Here is a 17,989-nt window from a genome sequence, read left to right as displayed (position 1 = left end):
GATGTGTGTAAAAATGATATGGATAATCATGATGAATGTTTTTATCGTTGCGGCAGGTGCAGGCGGCGACAGGTGGCTTATGAAAACTATAATGAGAATGGTGCTGTTTTTCCTGTTTGTTGCGGTGGCAGAGAGGAACATGGGAGCAGTGTTTGCCGCAGGCATCGTGTTCACAGCGGCATGGGCGGCACTGTCGCTTTTTGAAGCGGAAACCAAAAAGAAACGCCATGCGAATAAGGTCAGACAGTGCCGTGTCAGAAAAGATATAAACCGTACAATACAAATTGAGCAATAATTAACAAAAAAATCACTTATTTTATGGGCATATGTGTTATAATTAATAATGATTATAGTAATTTAGCCTGAGAGGTGATATAGCTTTTGAAAAATTCTGCTGATTTTGAACTGTATGATAAAATAAAAAAATATAGAAGATCTATTTTGAAAACAAGCGTGTTAGTGCTGTTCGTTGCTTGTCTGCTTGTGTATGCGTGTGCCTGCTATTACAGCGGTGTGAACGCATTTCATAAAGAGGCTCAGCTTTGTTCTGCCATAAATGCGGAAGCAGATCAGAACGTGGCTGCCTTTATGAAGAAAATGGAGGACACTGCCAAGCTTATAATGGGCAATGAGGACTATGCGAAATATGATCCTACTGATACGTCAAAGAGCGAATTTGCCGTGCTTAATGAGGAGAATGCTCTCACTGAGAGGCTTATAGAGCTAAGTACGCTGGGCAACTATACGGATTTTGGCATTGTAAGCAGTAATGAACATAATGTGGGAAAGATAACCGACGGTACAAAGGATATTTTTGATGACGAGATATACAAGAGAATTTCCGCTCTTATGGGGGACAGCAAGATAAAATGGTTCACGGGACAGGACAATAATTACAGGCGTGTGTATTTTGCAGGCAGGATAAATGACGATCTTATTTTTATCTCCTCTGTGTTTTCAACGGAGTTTGATCTTGTTTTTCTGCCCTCTGACAATTACAGCGAGATAAATACCATGCTGTGTGATGACGATGGCAGGATAATCTATGCTAACGACGGAAAAAGAGTTGTCGGCGAAAAGCTCGATGAAAAGCTCTCTAAATTCCTTGAGGGAGGCACCGGAGTCACCGTTTCGGATATGACTACTATCTGTGCTATTGATGATTGCAGTGACGATTGGGTGGTCATTACTACTGTGGATATGTCAGACACTTTGCGTCACTATGTGAGAACAGGGCTTAAATGCCTTGGTATCTTTATTTGCTGCGCAGTCATATTTATTATGATATCTGCGGCAGCGGCGGCGGATAACGATCCTCAGAACGGACCGAAGTTTGGAAAATATCCAAAGGTGGACCAAAATACAGGGCTTTTCACTGCGGAATACACCGAAAACAGCATTATGGATAAAATGGAAACTTGTATCTCAGGCTCGACTATCGCATTTATTATCGTGAAAATAACAAATCTGGAGCTTATAAGGCTCAACTATGGCGAGGAGATAGTGACGGAAGCTGAGCGAAAGGTCGCCGAAATACTGGTGGAGAACCGCAAGGAGGGCGATATCTGCGGAATTTTCAGGGAGGGCGAGTTTGTTCTGTTTGCAGACCACACGAACTTTGACCTTGTGAGAGCCTATGGTAATGTGAGGGCTTATGTTAAAGAGCTTAACGATAAGCTGAAGGAATGTTGCCTTGACGATGACAGGGGCTACATAAAATGTGCAGTGGGTGCGTCGGTCTACCCTGAAACAAGCGATGATTATGATGAGCTTTACGAAATGGCAGAAAAAGCCTGCGAGAAAGCAGAACACAGTGAGGACGCAAGAGCGGTGATATATGATAAAAAAGAGGAAGAGGTGAGCCGCAGTTGAGAACACGCATTGTAAGGTGTGCGGCTTTGACCGCTTCGGCGATCTGCACAGTGACTGTCATGACGGGCTGTGCATTGTTTGAAAGAAGAATGGAGCATAATGTAAAGACCGAGGTGTCCTTCTCGTGGTGGGGCAAGGACGCACGTAACGAGTATACTCTCGACGGGCTTAAAGCCTATCAGAACAGCAATAAGAACGTTGTGGTAAGACCTGAGTATGCAGACTTTGACGGCTTCAAAACACGAATGGACGTGGAATTTTTCTCTGACACCACCGCAGATATCATGCAGTTAAACTACAGTTGGCTCTATGAATATTCTCCCGACGGCGAGGACTTTTATGACCTTAATGAGCTGTCGGAATACATAAATCTCTCAGCATTTGATGATGACAGCCTTTCATATGGCACAATAAACGGCAAGCTTAATGCCTTGCCTACCGGTACGAACTGTATAACCTTCTACTATAATAAGACGATGTATGACAGCTATGGTCTGAGCCTGCCTGAAAATTGGTCTGACCTTATAAATGCGGCAGAGGTCATGAAATCAGATGAGGTCTATCCTGTTGAAATGACGAAAAAGGCGTCTTATCTCAGCTCTGTGGCGTATGTGGAGCAGGTAACGGGAAGAAAAATGTTATCTGACAGCGGTGAGTTTCAGTATACCTCGGAGGACGTAAGGCTCATGCTCGCCTTTTATCAGGAAATGCTTAATAAAAAGGTCACAAAGCCTGCGTGGGATTTCGATAGGAACGATCTTGAAAAGTGCCTGACGGCGGGTGTTGCTTCCTGGATATCAGACGCAGAGTATTACTGCGAGCCTGCTCAGAAGCTTGGCTTTGACATCGTTATAGGCGATTATCCAAAGCATAAGCAGGCAGTGAGCAGCGGCTGGTATAAAAAGCCAACAAGCGTTTATGCCATAAAGAAAAATACCAAGTCCCCTGAGGAAGCCGCAAAGCTTCTTGACTATCTTGTGAACGGTGAGGAAATGGCTCTCCTGCAGGGTATGGGAAAGGGCGTGCCTGCATCAAAGGCGGCATTGGAAGCCCTTGAAGCGAGGGATATGCTTGACGGGATAGAGTATAAAGCCAACGAGAAAATGGCAAACTCAGAGGAGCTTGAAATAATGTCCCCGAAGCTTGAAGATCAGGGGGTACTTGACCTTTTTATAAGCACCTCCGAGTCGCTCTATTATGGCAGGGCGGAGATAGAAAACGCTTCTGAAAATCTGTATAATAAGATGAAGGAATTATACAAATAGTTAAACTTGTGAAACAATTAGTGCAAAATGTATTCAAAAATGAATGAGAAGTGTACAGAGTTCACAAAAATAACGAAAGTGTTAAATAAGTCTTGACAATTTATTTGTTTTAAGATATAATTAAGGACGATGTAAGGTAATACATCATAAAACGGTGTGTGACAAAGTGTGTGACAGAATTTTTTGTGAGAATGTCAACATAGTGTTACAAATCGTCAAAATGACCGATTGAAAATTAGTTTTTCGTCAAGTTGAACAAAGTTGAGAAAAAATCTGAAAAACTATTGACATTTTGGACAAGATGATGTATACTTTAATCATGGTGATAAGGAGAACACAAAGAACTCCGAAAGCCACTTAATTATTGGAAAGTAGCTGCTTAAATCGGCTTGCGGCACTTTTATAAACAAATTTATTTAATTTATTATGGAGGGATTTTCTATGAAGAAATCTAACAGAAAAGGTTTCACCCTTGTAGAGCTCGTAGTTGTTATCGCTATCATCGGTATTCTTGCAGCTATCCTCGTTCCTACAATGATGAACTATGTAAAGAAGTCAAAGCTCAAGACAGCTAACTCAAACGCTAAGCTCGTTTTCACAACTGTAAACAACGAAGCTTCTGATCTTATCGTTGATGGTAATGAAGACAAGATTGCTGCTCAGACTGTTACAAAGGTTTCAGATCTTCCAGATACTGATGCTTCTCAGCCACTTCAGGTAGCAGTAAAGAAGGCACTTAAGGATAATGGTAACAATGCTGGCGTTGTTTATTGGACAATTGATAGCACTACAAAGAACGTTACTCTTGCTCAGTGGGCTTCAACAGACGCTTCTGCAACAATTGTTGGTCAGTGGCCAAACCCAACATCCGATTATGACACAACACGTACAATCGGTACATCTTTCTAATTTATGAAAGTTCAGAACCGCTCATTTGAGCGGTTCTTTTTTTGTCTGAAAGTATATAAAATAGCCAATATGAATAGATTGTCTTTGTACAAATGGTAAAATTGAGTAATAAAGCTTGCCTTTTCCTTGACAAAATCGGGTAAATTTTGTATAATATACTTGTCAAAATATTAAATGGGGATCAATATTTTGATTAAAGAATTGAGGGAAAGACATGAATAAAAAAGGCTTTACTTTGGTGGAGCTTGTGGTGGTTATTGCCATAATAGGCGCACTTGCGGCTATTCTCATACCAACTATGATGAGTTATATCAGAAAAGCGAAGCTTAAGGGTGCAAACAGCAATGCAAAGATTGTTTTTAATACTGTGAACGCTGTTACGTCTGATATGCAGTGTGAGGGCAACGATATCGACGTTCAGTCCTGCACGGCTGTGGTGGATTGCACCGCAGAGCCTGACGAATCCAAAAAGCTTGAAAAAGCCGTCCATGACGCACTTAACGTCAATGGCGACAATGCAGGCTATGCCTTTTGGATAGCAGGTGAGGACGGCAGATATAAGCTTGCACAGTGGTGTGATACAAGTTCGCCAGGGTCTAAAGGCATAGTAGGGCAGTATCCTGACCCTGCTAAAAATCTTGATGAACTGCCTGATAATTTCAGTTGGGGCGTTAAATTCTGAAACTATTGACGATCTGTCATTGCCGTGGAATAATTAAGATAACAAAAAAGAGGCATACTGCTTTAAGCGGTTTACCTCCAATATAGTTTTTTCTTTAAGAAATAACCGACCTATTGGACGTGGGGCGGTTATTTCTTTTTATTGCAGACATTGAGTACAAGTCTAATCATGTCAATATCTGTCGCAAAAAGTTTTACAAAAACATTGACTAATTTCTTAATAAATGGTATAATTTATATGTCAATTATTTTTTTGGAGGATATTAATGAAAGAGAAATTTAAAAGCTGGGCGTTCAGCAAAGAGCATGGAAAATGCGATGTTATAACGCTGATAATATACCTGCTTGGCGTTTGCACTGTATCTTTTTTTCATGAGCCGTGGTTTGATGAAGCTCAGGCGTGGGCGATTGCACGTTCGGGATCATTAAAAGAGATACTTTTTGAGATCCCACACTATGAAGGTCACCCGCCTCTATGGGATCTGATACTTCTTCCATTTGCCAAGCTTGGCGCACCATACGAGCTGTCGCTTGCGGTAGTCAATATATTTTTCATGACTCTTGCTGTGGCGGTCTTGCTTTTCAAGTCGCCTTTTCCAAAGCTGATACGTTGTCTGTTGCCGTTTAACTTCTTCCTGTTTTATCAGTACGGCGTTATAAGCAGACCCTATTGCATATTTGTACTTGCGATTTTTCTTGCGGCAGTGTGCTATAAGAATAGAAATGAACACCCTGTAAAATACCTTTTGTGCCTTGCGCTCATGTGTGCTGTGCATTCATATGGCATAATGATCGCAGGTGGTCTGTGTATCGTATGGCTCATAGAGATTTTTATTGAATATAAAAAAAGCGGAAAACTTGCAGGCATACTGAAAGACCGCCGCTGTTGGCTGATGTTTTGTCTGCTGGTATTTGCGTTGTTGGTCATGGCGGCTATTGTGCCAGATGAAAACGTCTTTCTCGGTGGCAAGACTACAAGTGAAACGGAAATGTCATTTCCAATTGGCGTTGGAAACATATTGTTTTATTTTGTTATGCTATCAGATGCGATCTTTACGTCTTTTTATAATTATGGCATGGATATCAGCGACCTTGCGGAACAACTCCCTACTATAATAGTATTGATATTTGTATTTACAATTTTCATGGAAGTATTGCATAAAAACAGGAAGCTTTTGACCTTTATAATACCATACAGCGTAGTTGGTGCGTTTGGCTCGATCGTCTATGCGTCGCCACATCATATAGGCGTAGTGACGGCTTTTGTGATATTCACATTTTGGATAATCGTTGAAGAAAACGGCAGTGTTCAGCTTCCTGATCGTATGTTGAAACTTTATGATAAACTAGGTGGAAAGCTTAAGTTTGTCATAAAGACGATAGTATTTCTGCCCGTTTTGATACCGATAGCATGGAGTGGAGCTTCTTCTTACTTTGACATTCGTTATCCATATTGGTTTGATGAAGCTGCTGATTTTATAAAAGAATATCACCTTGATGATTATAAAATAATGGGAATGTGGCAGCAGCTTATCAAGGGCGACCCTGAAGATTATACCTATTTCGGCTCTGATGAATCTGATTATGAATGGTATGATTATCCTGAAATACAGGGTGTATCTGTATCGTTGGACTCATATTTTGACAAGAATATTTTCTATAATTTTAATATAGACGATCCTAACAAAGTATTTTTGTATTATCGTGCAAATACCCAGGAACAAGCTGAAGAAACCTTTACAAAGTGGCAGGAACAGGGAGAGCCTGACATTGTGATCAACCGCTGTGAAATAACCAAGGCATATCCTAATATAGATGTTGATGATTATGTGGCTGTTAAGAGAGTATATTTCTATAAGCCTTATAAATTCACCACTAACCAGCAGTATATTACAATATACATGAAAAAAGAATTGTTTAATGAAATAGGTACCCTTGAAGAACTGACAGCCCAAAAGCTATACTAGGAACGATATGACAAAAAGTTTGTTTTTGGATTAATTATCCGAAAACACTTGATTTTTCCTTAGTGATGTGTTAAAATAATATGTGAAACAGAAAACGTTTTATAATGGGGATTTTAATGTGAAAAAGCTTGACCTTGATAAGATAATAAAATTTGTATTGACTTCTGGAATAGGTTTTTTGCTTGATTTCATATCCTACTTTATGATGACGCAGCTAATAAATATCAGTGTTGTTTATGCGAATTTTACAAGCTCAATAGTAGGCGCAACATTTGTTTTCATAGTTTCTACGAGAAAGATATTTATACATGATAATGCAAAGATCCCATTAATGTGCAAATATATTTTGTATATAATGTATCAGCTTATCATGATAACGGTGGCGTCGTTGCTGATCTCTTATGTAAATAAATTTCTGTCAGCATCAACGGATATATCATTGATAGTTAAATACAGCAAAATGTTATCGAAGATCTTGGTAACGCCGCTGACGCTTTCGTGCAACTATATTTTTATGAGGACGATTTCCAAGCTGTAATATGACATATATCGATGAAGGAGAAGCGTTATGAAGAAAGATAAGATCATGGTGTTTATACCTGTCTATAATTGTGAAAAGCAGATCACGAGAGTGCTTTCACAAATCAATGACGATGTGCTTACATATGTTGATGAGATCATTGTGGTAAACAATTTAAGCACGGATAATACAGTAAAGGTTACACAGGATTACCTATTGAAGCATAGAGAACTTCCCTGTAAGATAATAAATAATAATGCAAATTTTAATCTTGGCGGATCACACAAAGTTGCTTTTAATTATGCTTTAGAAAATGATTTTGATTACGTTATTGTCCTCCATGGCGACGATCAGGCGGATATCAGAGACTTTTTGCCAATTCTGAAAAAGAGAAGTTATAAAAGGGCTGGTTGCGTTTTGGGCGGTAGATTTGAATCAAGATCTTGCCTGAAAGGCTATTCAAAAAAGCGCATACTTGGAAACCATGTTTTTAATCTTATCTATTCACTGGCAGCTGGAAAGTCTATAAGAGATATGGGCTCAGGACTTAATATGTATAGCACCAATATGCTCAAAAGTAAATTTTACATTGGTCTGTCAGATTCGCTGTATTTCAATGCCGAAATGCTGCTGTTTTCAGCATATTATAATGTTGATTTCAAGTTTTATCCGATCACATGGCGTGAGGAAGATCAGGTATCAAATGCAAAATTATTTAATTTGTCATATAATTTGTTTGTCATGGCTTTGCGATATAGGCTTAACAAAAAGAAGTATATAGATTCCTACTGTAAAAAAGATATATATAAGGGAAAGATCATTTTTGATAATACTGTTGGGGGAGAACGATGAAAAAATTCCATTTAATAATGCCAATGGGCGGCAAGGGACAGCGCTTTTTCAATGACGGGTATGTAGCCCCTAAACCATTGATCGAGATACATGACAGACCATTCTTCTATTGGTCCACTATGTCAATACTGAAGTATAATCCAGATTGTGATGTTACTTTTGTTGTGCTGAGAGAACATATAGAGAAGTTCGATATAAAAAATCGTATATTATCGTATTTCCCACAGGCTAGAGTGGAGGTAATACCTGAGGTTCTTGCAGGTGCAGTGCTGACTTGCATGGCAGGTGTAGAAAATATCAATGACGATAGACCAGTCTTGTTTAATGACTGCGATCACATGTTTTGTTGCTCTGAGTTCAATTTTATGGATAAAAAAAGTGCGGCAAAGTATGACGGCTTGTTGTTCACGTTCAAATCAGATCTGCCGCAGTTCAGCTATGCTTTGTGTGATGAAAATGGTGTTGTTATTAGAACTCAGGAGAAAGTTGTTATTAGTGACAATGCAATATGCGGAGCATATTATTTCAGAAATAAGGACATTTTTCTTGAAAACGCCAAGAGATATTTGTCGGAGTGCGAATATAGTGAATATTTTATGAGCGGCGTGTATAACAGCATGATAAAGAATAAACTTATATCCGGCGTAGTGGGTACGGATTATCATATATCGTTTGGTACACCTGCTGAGTATCAGGACGCAGTTGACAGACTGGAATTTGGAGAGCTGCTATGAACATTCTTATGTTTTTAGCTGCGCTGGCTGTGATAACTCTTGGACACTTTTTTAGAATTAGGCGTTGGAAAAGTTTTATATCGGTCTATGAAGATTCACATGATTCAGACTTGATGTTTTGCACAGGAATAGGTTATTTGGTGGATAATGTTCTGCCATTTCATGTGGGCGATATTGTCAGAGCAGCGATAATTGGCAAAAAACTAAAAAATGGTGTTGCATTTTCTCTTGCCGTGATAATCATAGATAGGATCTTAGATGTTTTCGTTGTAGCGTTCATTTATGGGACGATTTTTTTTGCCTCAGGGAAAAATCTGATGAATTTTATTTTCTTCACCGGTTTTTCAGCACTGCTACTGCTTTTTCTTTGGTTGTCTGTCACATTTAGCAAACGTTTTAAAAAGTGTGTGCTTGTATTTTCCTCAATATTTAATACGAAGATCCAGCTTTGCATATTAGAATTTGTGTGGTCTTTTATATGTACCATACGCAATACAGTGAAAAAGATCGATAAAGCAAAGCTTATTCTGAGAACATTTTGTATGTGGTCTTGCTACATTTTGTCATATCTAATGTATTCAAAAAGCTTGGAAAACACGTCTTTTGTAGAAGTGTTCAATAATATGTTCAGCATAGATTCCTATTCTCCGTTTGTTGATTATATACGTCACGGCTTTTCTCACTATTATTTTATCTTTTTGCTGTTTAATTTTCTCACCTGTGTGTCGATCATAGTGGTTGCATTCTTTCAAAAATTCAAAAATAAAAGCTCTGAGAATAAAGAAGAGCTTATTATACCATATACAAATGAAAACAGTATTCTTGACTTTTTGAAAATATATTTCTCAGATATCCGTGATAAAAATTATATTGACCGGTTTCTTGAAATAAATAAAGATGTAATTATATTGAGAAACTGTTCAGCAGGTTCAAATGCAACAACTTTGCAATGTATAAAAAGCGGAAGAATGGTGTATCGGAAGTATGCCTTTGGCAGTGACGGTGAAAAATTATTTGAACAGGTAAAGTGGCTTCAAAATAATAAAGATCAGCTGTATGTTACTGAGATCCTAGATGCGTATCAGAAAAATAATGTTTGTTACTATGATATGCCGTATCTTGGTGATTCTATAGGTTTGTTTGATTACATACATTCTATGCCTTTGGAGAGTTCTTGGAGAATAATGGAGAGCGTAGTCAGCGATCTTGAAAGCAATTATTCTAAGAAATATAGTTGCAAGGCTGACGCTGATACAATAAAGCAGTATTATGATAAAAAGATCAGGTCCAACATAGATAAAATAATGAATGCACACGTTTTGAGCGAATTGACAAACTATGAAAAGGTTGTCATCAACGGTGAAACATATGATAATCTGACAATGTTTCTTGACAAATTATACTCCTTTGAGTTTTGGAAAGAAATATTTGAAAATGACTATTATTCAGATATCCATGGAGATTTGACAGTAGAAAATATTGTGTGCAATATTAATTATCCCAAAGGGTATTATCTTATTGATCCAAATGGCGGAAATATCCATTCGTCGCCTAACCTTGACTATTCAAAGCTTCTGCAATCGCTTCATGGAAATTATGAGTTCTTTATGCACACTGCAAAGGTCAAAGTTAATAAAAATGAGATATCGTTTAAGATAACAAGAACTACATCGTATGACGTATTGTATAAAAGGCTTGATAAGTATCTAAAAGACACGTTTGATGCCAAGAGAGTCAAAAGCATATATTTTCACGAGATAGTGCATTGGCTAAGATTGATGCCGTATAAAATAAATAATGACAGTGATCGTGCAGCAATGTTTTATGCAGGTCTTGTAATGGTCGTAAATGATATTTTTGAGGAGTTTGATAATATTGACAAAAGGATCGGAATTAAAGCTTGCAATGTTTGACCTAGATGGTACGCTTTTTGATACGAACAAGGCAAATTATCTTTCCTATAAAGAAGCCTGCAGCGGTTTCTGCGATATAAGTGAGAACTTTTTTTACGAGCATTGTATGGGAAAAAACTATAAGACTTTTTTGCCTCTTTTAGGAGTGGAGGATAAAGATAATATAGAATTGATACATAAACGGAAAAGTGATAATTATAAGAGCTTTTTCTCTTTTATACGTCCTAATTTTTCACTTCTGAAGATAGCTGAACTATTTAAGACAAATGGTATAAAGATCGCAATAATAACAACCGCGTCAAGAAGCAATACTTCAGCGCTTTTGAAGTTTTTCGATTATGATGATTTTTTTGATCTGGTGGTCACACAGGAAATGACAGATAAGACAAAACCTTTTCCTGACGGGTATCTTTATGCCATGAAGTATTTTCATTGCACGCCTGACGAAAGCATTATATTTGAAGATTCTGACGTTGGTTTGCAAGCTGCTCTTAATACAGAAACTGCGGTATATAAAATAGTACGCTTTTGAAGGGTGACACAATGAAAAATAAAACCAGAAATTTGATACCTGTGCTTGTAATAGTGCTGTATTCAATATTGTTCTTTGCTGTTATTTTGTCAAAGAATAGAAGTTCCCTTTATGTTGATGATAATATTCTTCAGTGGGGACCTGTTATAAATAAAGCATTTGATAATATTTTCAGCGGTAAGGGCATACCATATTGGAATTTTTATCAGTATAAAGGCATAAACATTTTCAGCAGCGGTTATTATGGCTTGTTGAATCCCTTTATGTATGTTTCCTATGCCATAAGCCATTATCTTTTAAACGGTTTTCTTGAAACGCTAATTGTTTATGAAATAATTATGTATATGCTTGGTAATCTTATGATGTATAAGATACTGAGGTTATTAAATTTAAAGCGTAGTACGATAATAATAGCCATACTTACATATTCAACAAGTATAATTTTTTTTCTGCATAGCTTTTATTATTTTACTTTCAATAATTATTTCTTTATGCCGTTTTTAATGTGGACATTTATTCAGAGCAACTCCAAAAGGACCCGCTATTTTATTCCTGGCATAGTTTTAGCTTTTTCCCTGTTAATGGGCCATGTTCAATTCAGCTGTTATTATGTAATGGTATACTGTATTTTTCAAGTGGTCGCTTCTGTCCAAAAGAAAAAGTTAAAAGAATTAGTTCCGTTACTAATCAACTTGGTAATATTTACAGGGTTGTCATGCGGAATCATAATCGGTTCTATGAAAGTTTCAGGCGACAGAAGTCTGATACTTTCTGGCTATGGCAACAATGATTTCTTCTCGCAGGACATATCTATTTCAAGCGTTTTTAAACCTATTTATATAGTTCTATTTAATGATAAAATAGTAAAGCGTGATTATTATATGAACTATATTGGTTTGGGCTTTTTTGCTTGGTTTTGTTTGATGTATGCTACACCGATCTTAAAAAAGCTGCACGAAAAGACAGAATACGGCATACATTTAGCCATTAATAAGTTGGCGTCACACGAACAAATAGGCAAGAAGCCAAAAATGATGTTGTATGGGTTGCTTTACTTTGCAGCTTTAAGAATAGTTGTATATTATTTGTTTGAGCAATATCATTACTCGCCAATAGCAGATGCCGTGCTTGTTGTTCTAACTGCAGTCAGTGTTGTGTGTTTGTTGGTTCGTGACCAAAAATCTGATACCCATTACCTGACTTCGCATAAATTAAGAACAGGCTGTGTGCTGTTTTTAATTCTGCTGTTTCTTGTACTAAAGCTAGATATTGTATTATATCTTGCTGTCATAGTATACTATATTTACTTCTTTATAAAAGGAAAATGTCAAAATGAATATAACGAGTCTGAGAAACTTATGCACTGTTTCCTTTTTGCGGCGGCGTTCTTTGTTATAATGGCAGAGGGAAGTGGGCATGGCATTGCTGATATATTAAGTCACCTACCTTTTATCCGTGAATTTCGATTTCTGTATAAATGTTCGTTTATTTATGTGCCGCTCATAATAGTGACGGGGGCGTATAAGCTGGACGGCATAAAAAAATATTATAAAACAGCTATAATTGCTTCAATAATAAGCTCCGTTTCTTCATTCGTTATTGTACTCTATTTCATGCTCTCTGGCAATCATGTATACATTAACAATAAGCACTATGATTATTGGGATTATAATAACATTAAGTCAGAAGTTGAAATCATGCTTGATGAAAACCATATAGACAATAATTATAGATTTCTCACGATAGGAAAGATCTATAAAGATAATATGACGTATTCTAATAATCCTGTTGAATATAGTTCTAAGATATGTTTTTATGGCTTTACAAAAAATATTTGCACCGAGTATGGCTTGTTTTCCTTAAATGGTTATGATAATATATTTTCCAAAAAAGGCTTTGATCAGAGCAATGCAATAATGAAGGATATATCCACAGAGGGTATGATGTGCAATATGGTAGCATCACCATTAAGTTATCTGCAATATATGAAAGACCCCGAATGGATAAATAAGTTTGAAGATCAGATGATATCAAACGGAGTAAAATATGTTCTGGTCGATAAAAATAGTCCGAAAGCTATTGAAGCATTCACCCAAGTAATTGAAAAATGCCCTAAATTGACGATATCAACTGTGCGTGATTGGACGCGTGGTATGGAGCTTATAGAAATAGACGGAGTCTCTCCTATCTGTTCCTATGGGGATAATATTGAAATTCCGATAAAAGCAGATTTGGATACGCTAAATTTTGATACTGACTTTGCTAAGGATACCGAGATAGTTGTATCAATGACCTACGTTGATAATTACAAATTGACATTATATCAAGACGGAAGATCAGTAGGAGATGCTGAACTGTCAGAAACCTCGGATGGCTATATTTCAGCAGTTATCCCTAAGGGTAATTATACAGTGCAATTAAGCTATGAAAACAAGGAAATGGATATAACAGTGCTCATTGCCATATTCACAACAATAATTACATCGGCAGCAACCATTTATTTGTTTTTGGATAAAAGGACCAAGACAATTAGCACTTGATTTGTATATATCGCTTCGACTGTCACAACTGCACAGACGTTTTGCCACAACTTGTTGCTGACTTCCCGTGGGCAGTCAGCGACAAGTTCGTGGATATATTGTGCGGTTCAATAGTGGCAAGAGCGCGGTTTTGTAACCGTTAAAGTGCGGTTTTAAGTCAGTGCAGTTGCGGTTCTGTGGGCGGTATATACATTTTTCTACCCAAAATAAACCCCATAATACCTGCAAGCCTTTATCATAAAATCCTCGCTCACATCAAAATGCTGTGCAAGCAGATAAATGCTGTCCAGATTTTTCTTTATGGCTTTGATAAGCTCGCTTTTCGGTATCAGATTTTCTATCGCCCATTTGTCTGCACGGTATTCATGCTGTGAGATGTTGTCTGCCGTGGCGTATCTGTTGTAAAACGCACCCTTTACGCAGTGACCTATCTCGTGAGCAGTGCGCTCCTTCAAAAGCCTTGCAGGCGTCTGGCTGTCTATGCCGATCGCACAGCCACCTGCGCCAAAAAGCGATATCGCCCCGCACTTTGGACAATCAATAAAATCTATAGTTATGTTCTCTCTACTGCAAATATCATACAATTCCTGTATGTTCGTCATCTCTCACTTTTCACCAGCCTTTCTGCGCTTTGCTTCCTCTCTGAGCATGACCATTTCTGCATACTGCTTGACCTCGTCAAACATTTCGTCCGTCACTCCAAGCGTGCCGTTGAATAATGCATATTTCAGCTTCGTGTCAAAATCTTCTTCCCTGCCAGATATAAGATATTGTACGCTCACTCCAAATCTGTTCGCTATCTTTGTAGAATTCTCTGCGGAAAGTCGTTCCGTCCTGCCTTTGCTCAGCTCAGATAAACAGCTCCTCGTTATAGACAGCTCCTTGCACATCTGCGATACCGTCATATTGTTCTCCTCGCATAGCTCTTTTATCCTTTTGTACATTTCAGTCATATTTTCTTCCTCCAATTGTGAGCATTTCACAAAAGATACAGAAGTCTGTATCAAATTTGCTGATAGCTATTGACTTTTGCAGAAACCTGTAGTATACTGTATGTATCGTTAGTACAGATATCTGCATAAAATCTGGCTTTGATATAATTATAATACATTTCTCTGTAAAAGTCAAGAGGATAAACCGCCCACTTTTTGACATCTCCGCCCCGAGAGATATGCAGAAAACGGTTATCTGAAATGTCATTGCTTTATTTTATTTACAGTATATCATACTAACTGTCCAAATGTCTGTACAAAAAGGCGAAAGGAGAAAAATGTACGATAATATAGATTATTCCGTAGAGGTAAATTCCATAAAAAGGCTTGCACCCTCAGCGAGTCGATATAATTTCAGAAGCGGTGGAAGCAGAGTTAATACAGCCGCACTGCGAAAGCTTTCACAGTATCGCAAACTAAGGTGGCAGGAGTGGAAGCTTAAAGAAGATATCTGCGAAATGTCCTCACAGCTTGCCGCAGTGGGGGAGCATTGCGGCAGGGTAGCCCACAGAGGGAAAAAACTTACTGACTTGTGGCTTGACCTTGCAAAGGTGCAGCTTCGCTTGAGAGAATGTGAGGAGCTTGCGGCAAAAATGCCAAAACGCTATCGTGGCGTGGTGAAAAGCCGCTATTTTGACGGCTCAAAGAAGCACCCACCTGAGTGGGGAAGCTCCGCCGCAGAGTTCGGCTTTCCCTTTGGAGGAGAAGAACTGCGCAGGCGAGTGACAAAGTGCCTGAATGAAATATGCAATTAATAAAACGCCTTACACAAGGTAAGGTTTAAATGCCCGCCACGGCGAACATATAGCTCTCCCAGCATATTACGCCTATGGGCGGAAATAAAAAAATCCGCTACCATAAATGATAGCGGATTTGGTGCAGGTGCAAGCACCTACAAAGTAAAAATAACAATTAACTACACCAAGCGGCGTAGTCGTAAGATTTAAAAGAAAGTTGGGCGTAAATCGCCCGCCACGGCGAACATATAACTCTCCCAGCGTATTACGCCTATGGGCGGAAATAAAAAGATCCGCTACCATAAATGATAGCGGATATGGTACAGGGGCTCGCCCCTGTTGGTGCGCCTGACAGGAATCGAACCTGCGACCTCAAGAGTCGGAGTCTTGCGCTCTATCCAACTGAGCTACAGACGCATATAAGGAGCGGAAATCCGCTCCTTGTTTTTTTATAAATTTTTTATCTAAGCTTAGCTCCGCATGGCAAGTCCTGATCCGGGAAAATAACGCTTGCCGCACCGTCAGGTGTGTCAGCCGCACATATCATGCCGTTTGACTCAACTCCGCAAAGCTTCACAGGCTTCAGATTGGCTACAATAACTACCTTCTTGCCAATAAGATCTTCAGGCTTGTACCATGCCGCAATGCCCGATACTACCTGCCTGCCGCCAAAACCATCGTCAAGCTGTAAGCAAAGAAGCTTCTTGGACTTCTTTACCTTCTCGCAGTCCTTAACAAGAGCAACTCTCAGATCTACCTTTGCAAAATCATCTATGGTTATCTCGTCAGCTATAGGCGCAGGCTCAAATCCATCGTCAGCCTTTTCCTCAGGCTTTGCATTGCTGCCTATTATCTTGTTAAGCTCCTCTATCTCCTTGTCAACGTCAATTCTTGGGAAGATGATCTCACCCCTGTGAACTGTAACGTCAGCAGGAAGTACACCAAACTTGCCGGCGTTCTCGTATGTGATATCGCTCTCAGCCGCACCTATCTGCTCCCATACCTTTGGCATTGTTGTAGGCATAAAGTTGCTGAGAAGCGTTGATACTATCCTGATAGTTTCAAGCAGATTGTAAAGAACTGTCGCCAGTCTTGCCTTTTTGCTCTCGTCCTTGCCAAGTACCCATGGAGCTGTCTCGTCAATGTACTTGTTAGCCCTGGATACTACCTTGAATATCTCAGCCAAAGCATTGTTTATCTGAGTCTTGTCCATGAACTCGTCTACCTTTGCAACAAGTCCCTCAGCCTCAGCAATAAGCTCAGCGTCAAAATCGCCGGCCTCTCTGTCAGCAGGAAGCGTGCCGCCAAAATATTTGTCAGCCATAGCTACAGTTCTTGAAACAAGATTGCCAAGACCATTTGCAAGGTCAGAGTTTATTCTGTTTATCATTATCTCATTTGAGAATGAGCTGTCTGCACCCAAAGCCATTTCACGGAGAATGTGGTATCTGATAGCGTCAGCACCATATCTCTCGCCAAGAATAAACGGGTCAACAACGTTGCCCAAAGACTTGGACATCTTCTGTCCGTTGAATGTTATCCAGCCATGTACAGCAAGATGCTTAGGCAGTGGAAGATCAAGTGCCATAAGCATTGCAGGCCAAATGATAGCGTGGAATCTCATGATATCCTTTGCTACCATGTGAACGTCAGCAGGCCAGAACTTGTCAAAATCATTGTACTGCTCGTTCCAGAAACCAAGAGCAGAAATATAGTTAGAAAGTGCGTCTATCCAAACGTAAACAACGTGCTTGTCATCAAATGTAACAGGAATACCCCACTTGAAAGTGGTTCTCGATACACAAAGATCCTCAAGACCGGGCTTGATAAAGTTGTTTACAAGCTCAGTGGCTCTTGTCTTTGGCTGGAGATAATCTGTCTCAGTGAGAAGCTTCTCTATCCTCTCAGCAAATGGCGACATCTTGAAGAAGTAAGCCTCCTCCTTAGCCTCTGTTACCTCTCTGTGACACTCAGGACAACAGCCGTTCTCGTCAAGCTGTGACTCAGTCCAGAAGCTCTCGCAAGGTGTGCAGTATTTGCCCTTGTATTCGCCCTTGTAAATATAGCCCTTGTCATAAAGAGCCTTGAAGATCTTCTGAACAGTTTCAATGTGATAATCGTCAGTAGTTCTGATGTATCTGTCATAGCTGATGTTCATGTAGCTCCAAAGCTTTTTGAAAGTCTTGACTACCTCATCAACATATTCCTTAGGTGTAACACCCTTTTCAGCAGCCTTCTGTTCGATTTTCAGACCATGCTCGTCAGTGCCTGTGAGGAACATGACATCATAGCCCTGCATACGTCTGTATCTGGCAATAGAATCGCAGGCAACAGTGGTGTAGCAGTGACCGATATGAGGATTACCGGAAGGGTAATATATCGGGGTAGTGATATAAAACGGTTTTTTCTCCATATAAAGGACCTCCGTAAAAGAATTTGCATAAGCAGCATTTCTTATATTATACTACTTTACAG

Annotated in this window: 16 protein-coding genes and 1 tRNA gene; 13 read left to right on the top strand and 4 right to left on the bottom strand. The window is 39.0% G+C overall.

The genetic code is table 11. The features are described from left to right. The first annotated feature begins 13 nt into the window (after positions 1–13). The 12 genes from DW938_RS04955 (at position 14) to DW938_RS04900 (ending at position 13,785) form a co-directional block, all read left to right on the top strand. Entirely contained in the window at positions 14–295 is a 282-nt protein-coding gene (locus tag DW938_RS04955) for a hypothetical protein (RefSeq protein ID WP_117896909.1), read from the top strand. Between the two features lie 86 nt (positions 296–381). Then, positions 382–1,872, top strand: coding sequence for a diguanylate cyclase (locus tag DW938_RS04950; protein WP_118124073.1), 1,491 nt, complete (start codon positions 382–384; stop codon positions 1,870–1,872). Further along, entirely contained in the window at positions 1,869–3,137 is a 1,269-nt protein-coding gene (locus DW938_RS04945) for an extracellular solute-binding protein (protein ID WP_118124072.1), read from the top strand. The genes DW938_RS04950 and DW938_RS04945 overlap by 4 nt, the downstream gene beginning before the upstream one ends. A gap of 441 nt (positions 3,138–3,578) precedes the next feature. Continuing rightward, the gene (locus DW938_RS04940; RefSeq protein ID WP_242992386.1) at positions 3,579–4,046 is read left to right on the top strand and encodes a prepilin-type N-terminal cleavage/methylation domain-containing protein; all 468 of its coding nucleotides are present in this window, start codon (positions 3,579–3,581) and stop codon (positions 4,044–4,046) included. Between the two features lie 214 nt (positions 4,047–4,260). Beyond that, on the top strand, positions 4,261–4,728 hold the full coding sequence (locus DW938_RS15250) for a prepilin-type N-terminal cleavage/methylation domain-containing protein (RefSeq protein ID WP_118124070.1): 468 nt from the start codon (positions 4,261–4,263) through the stop codon (positions 4,726–4,728). 265 nt (positions 4,729–4,993) lie between these two features. Continuing rightward, a complete protein-coding gene (locus tag DW938_RS04930) occupies positions 4,994–6,694 on the top strand; it encodes a hypothetical protein (protein WP_118124069.1) in 1,701 nt (566 codons plus the stop codon). A 118-nt stretch (positions 6,695–6,812) separates the two neighbouring features. Continuing rightward, positions 6,813–7,232: a GtrA family protein gene (locus tag DW938_RS04925; RefSeq protein WP_181982666.1), complete on the top strand. Its 420-nt coding sequence runs from the start codon at positions 6,813–6,815 to the stop codon at positions 7,230–7,232. A 30-nt stretch (positions 7,233–7,262) separates the two neighbouring features. After that, on the top strand, positions 7,263–8,066 hold the full coding sequence (locus DW938_RS04920) for a glycosyltransferase family 2 protein (protein ID WP_118124067.1): 804 nt from the start codon (positions 7,263–7,265) through the stop codon (positions 8,064–8,066). Next, positions 8,063–8,800, top strand: a complete 738-nt coding sequence (locus DW938_RS04915) for a glycosyltransferase family 2 protein (protein WP_118124066.1) — start codon at positions 8,063–8,065, stop codon at positions 8,798–8,800. Before DW938_RS04920 ends, DW938_RS04915 begins: the two co-directional genes overlap by 4 nt. Before the next feature lie 623 nt (positions 8,801–9,423). Beyond that, the gene (locus DW938_RS04910; RefSeq protein WP_242992384.1) at positions 9,424–10,713 is read left to right on the top strand and encodes a hypothetical protein; all 1,290 of its coding nucleotides are present in this window, start codon (positions 9,424–9,426) and stop codon (positions 10,711–10,713) included. After that, on the top strand, positions 10,676–11,245 hold the full coding sequence (locus tag DW938_RS04905) for an HAD-IA family hydrolase (RefSeq protein WP_181984373.1): 570 nt from the start codon (positions 10,676–10,678) through the stop codon (positions 11,243–11,245). Before DW938_RS04910 ends, DW938_RS04905 begins: the two co-directional genes overlap by 38 nt. An 11-nt stretch (positions 11,246–11,256) precedes the next feature. Continuing rightward, positions 11,257–13,785, top strand: a complete 2,529-nt coding sequence (locus DW938_RS04900; RefSeq protein WP_118124063.1) for a hypothetical protein — start codon at positions 11,257–11,259, stop codon at positions 13,783–13,785. Positions 13,786–13,982: 197 nt separating this feature from the next. Here the strand turns inward: DW938_RS04900 and DW938_RS04895 are convergent, their stop codons facing one another. Beyond that, positions 13,983–14,387, bottom strand: coding sequence for an ImmA/IrrE family metallo-endopeptidase (locus tag DW938_RS04895; protein WP_022287877.1), 405 nt, complete (start codon positions 14,385–14,387; stop codon positions 13,983–13,985). A gap of 3 nt (positions 14,388–14,390) precedes the next feature. Next, positions 14,391–14,738 carry a helix-turn-helix transcriptional regulator gene (locus DW938_RS04890; protein WP_022287876.1) on the bottom strand — a complete coding sequence of 116 codons (348 nt, stop codon included), beginning with the start codon at positions 14,736–14,738 and terminating at the stop codon, positions 14,391–14,393. Positions 14,739–15,055: 317 nt separating this feature from the next. On the opposite strand from DW938_RS04890, the gene DW938_RS04880 reads away from it, so the two are divergent. After that, entirely contained in the window at positions 15,056–15,532 is a 477-nt protein-coding gene (locus DW938_RS04880; protein WP_046441307.1) for a hypothetical protein, read from the top strand. A 322-nt stretch (positions 15,533–15,854) separates the two neighbouring features. Here DW938_RS04880 and DW938_RS04875 read toward each other — a convergent pair. Continuing rightward, positions 15,855–15,931: transfer RNA gene (locus tag DW938_RS04875), tRNA-Arg, on the bottom strand. Positions 15,932–15,974: 43 nt separating this feature from the next. Then, positions 15,975–17,927, bottom strand: a complete 1,953-nt coding sequence (gene metG / locus DW938_RS04870; protein WP_118124062.1) for a methionine--tRNA ligase — start codon at positions 17,925–17,927, stop codon at positions 15,975–15,977. Positions 17,928–17,989 lie beyond the last annotated feature (62 nt).

The sequence above is a fragment of the Ruminococcus sp. AM43-6 genome, assembly GCF_003461785.1.
Classification (GTDB): Bacteria; Bacillota; Clostridia; order Oscillospirales; family Ruminococcaceae; genus Hominimerdicola; species Hominimerdicola aceti.
Note: the sequence above shows the minus strand (reverse complement) of the source record. Positions and strands in the feature narration are given on the sequence as shown.

Bases quoted from the DNA above. Each gene is read 5' to 3' on its own strand.
- DW938_RS04920 (WP_118124067.1), top strand. From the start codon at position 7,263: ATGAAGAAAGATAAGATCATGGTGTTTATACCTGTCTATAATTGTGAA.
- DW938_RS04930 (WP_118124069.1), top strand. From the start codon at position 4,994: ATGAAAGAGAAATTTAAAAGCTGGGCGTTCAGCAAAGAGCATGGAAAA.
- DW938_RS04940 (WP_242992386.1), top strand. From the start codon at position 3,579: ATGAAGAAATCTAACAGAAAAGGTTTCACCCTTGTAGAGCTCGTAGTT.
- DW938_RS04900 (WP_118124063.1), top strand. From the start codon at position 11,257: ATGAAAAATAAAACCAGAAATTTGATACCTGTGCTTGTAATAGTGCTG.
- DW938_RS04910 (WP_242992384.1), top strand. From the start codon at position 9,424: ATGTTCAGCATAGATTCCTATTCTCCGTTTGTTGATTATATACGTCAC.
- DW938_RS04890 (WP_022287876.1), bottom strand. From the start codon at position 14,738: ATGACTGAAATGTACAAAAGGATAAAAGAGCTATGCGAGGAGAACAAT.
- DW938_RS04880 (WP_046441307.1), top strand. From the start codon at position 15,056: ATGTACGATAATATAGATTATTCCGTAGAGGTAAATTCCATAAAAAGG.
- metG (WP_118124062.1), bottom strand. From the start codon at position 17,927: ATGGAGAAAAAACCGTTTTATATCACTACCCCGATATATTACCCTTCC.
- DW938_RS04955 (WP_117896909.1), top strand. From the start codon at position 14: ATGATATGGATAATCATGATGAATGTTTTTATCGTTGCGGCAGGTGCA.
- DW938_RS04895 (WP_022287877.1), bottom strand. From the start codon at position 14,387: ATGACGAACATACAGGAATTGTATGATATTTGCAGTAGAGAGAACATA.
- DW938_RS04915 (WP_118124066.1), top strand. From the start codon at position 8,063: ATGAAAAAATTCCATTTAATAATGCCAATGGGCGGCAAGGGACAGCGC.
- DW938_RS15250 (WP_118124070.1), top strand. From the start codon at position 4,261: ATGAATAAAAAAGGCTTTACTTTGGTGGAGCTTGTGGTGGTTATTGCC.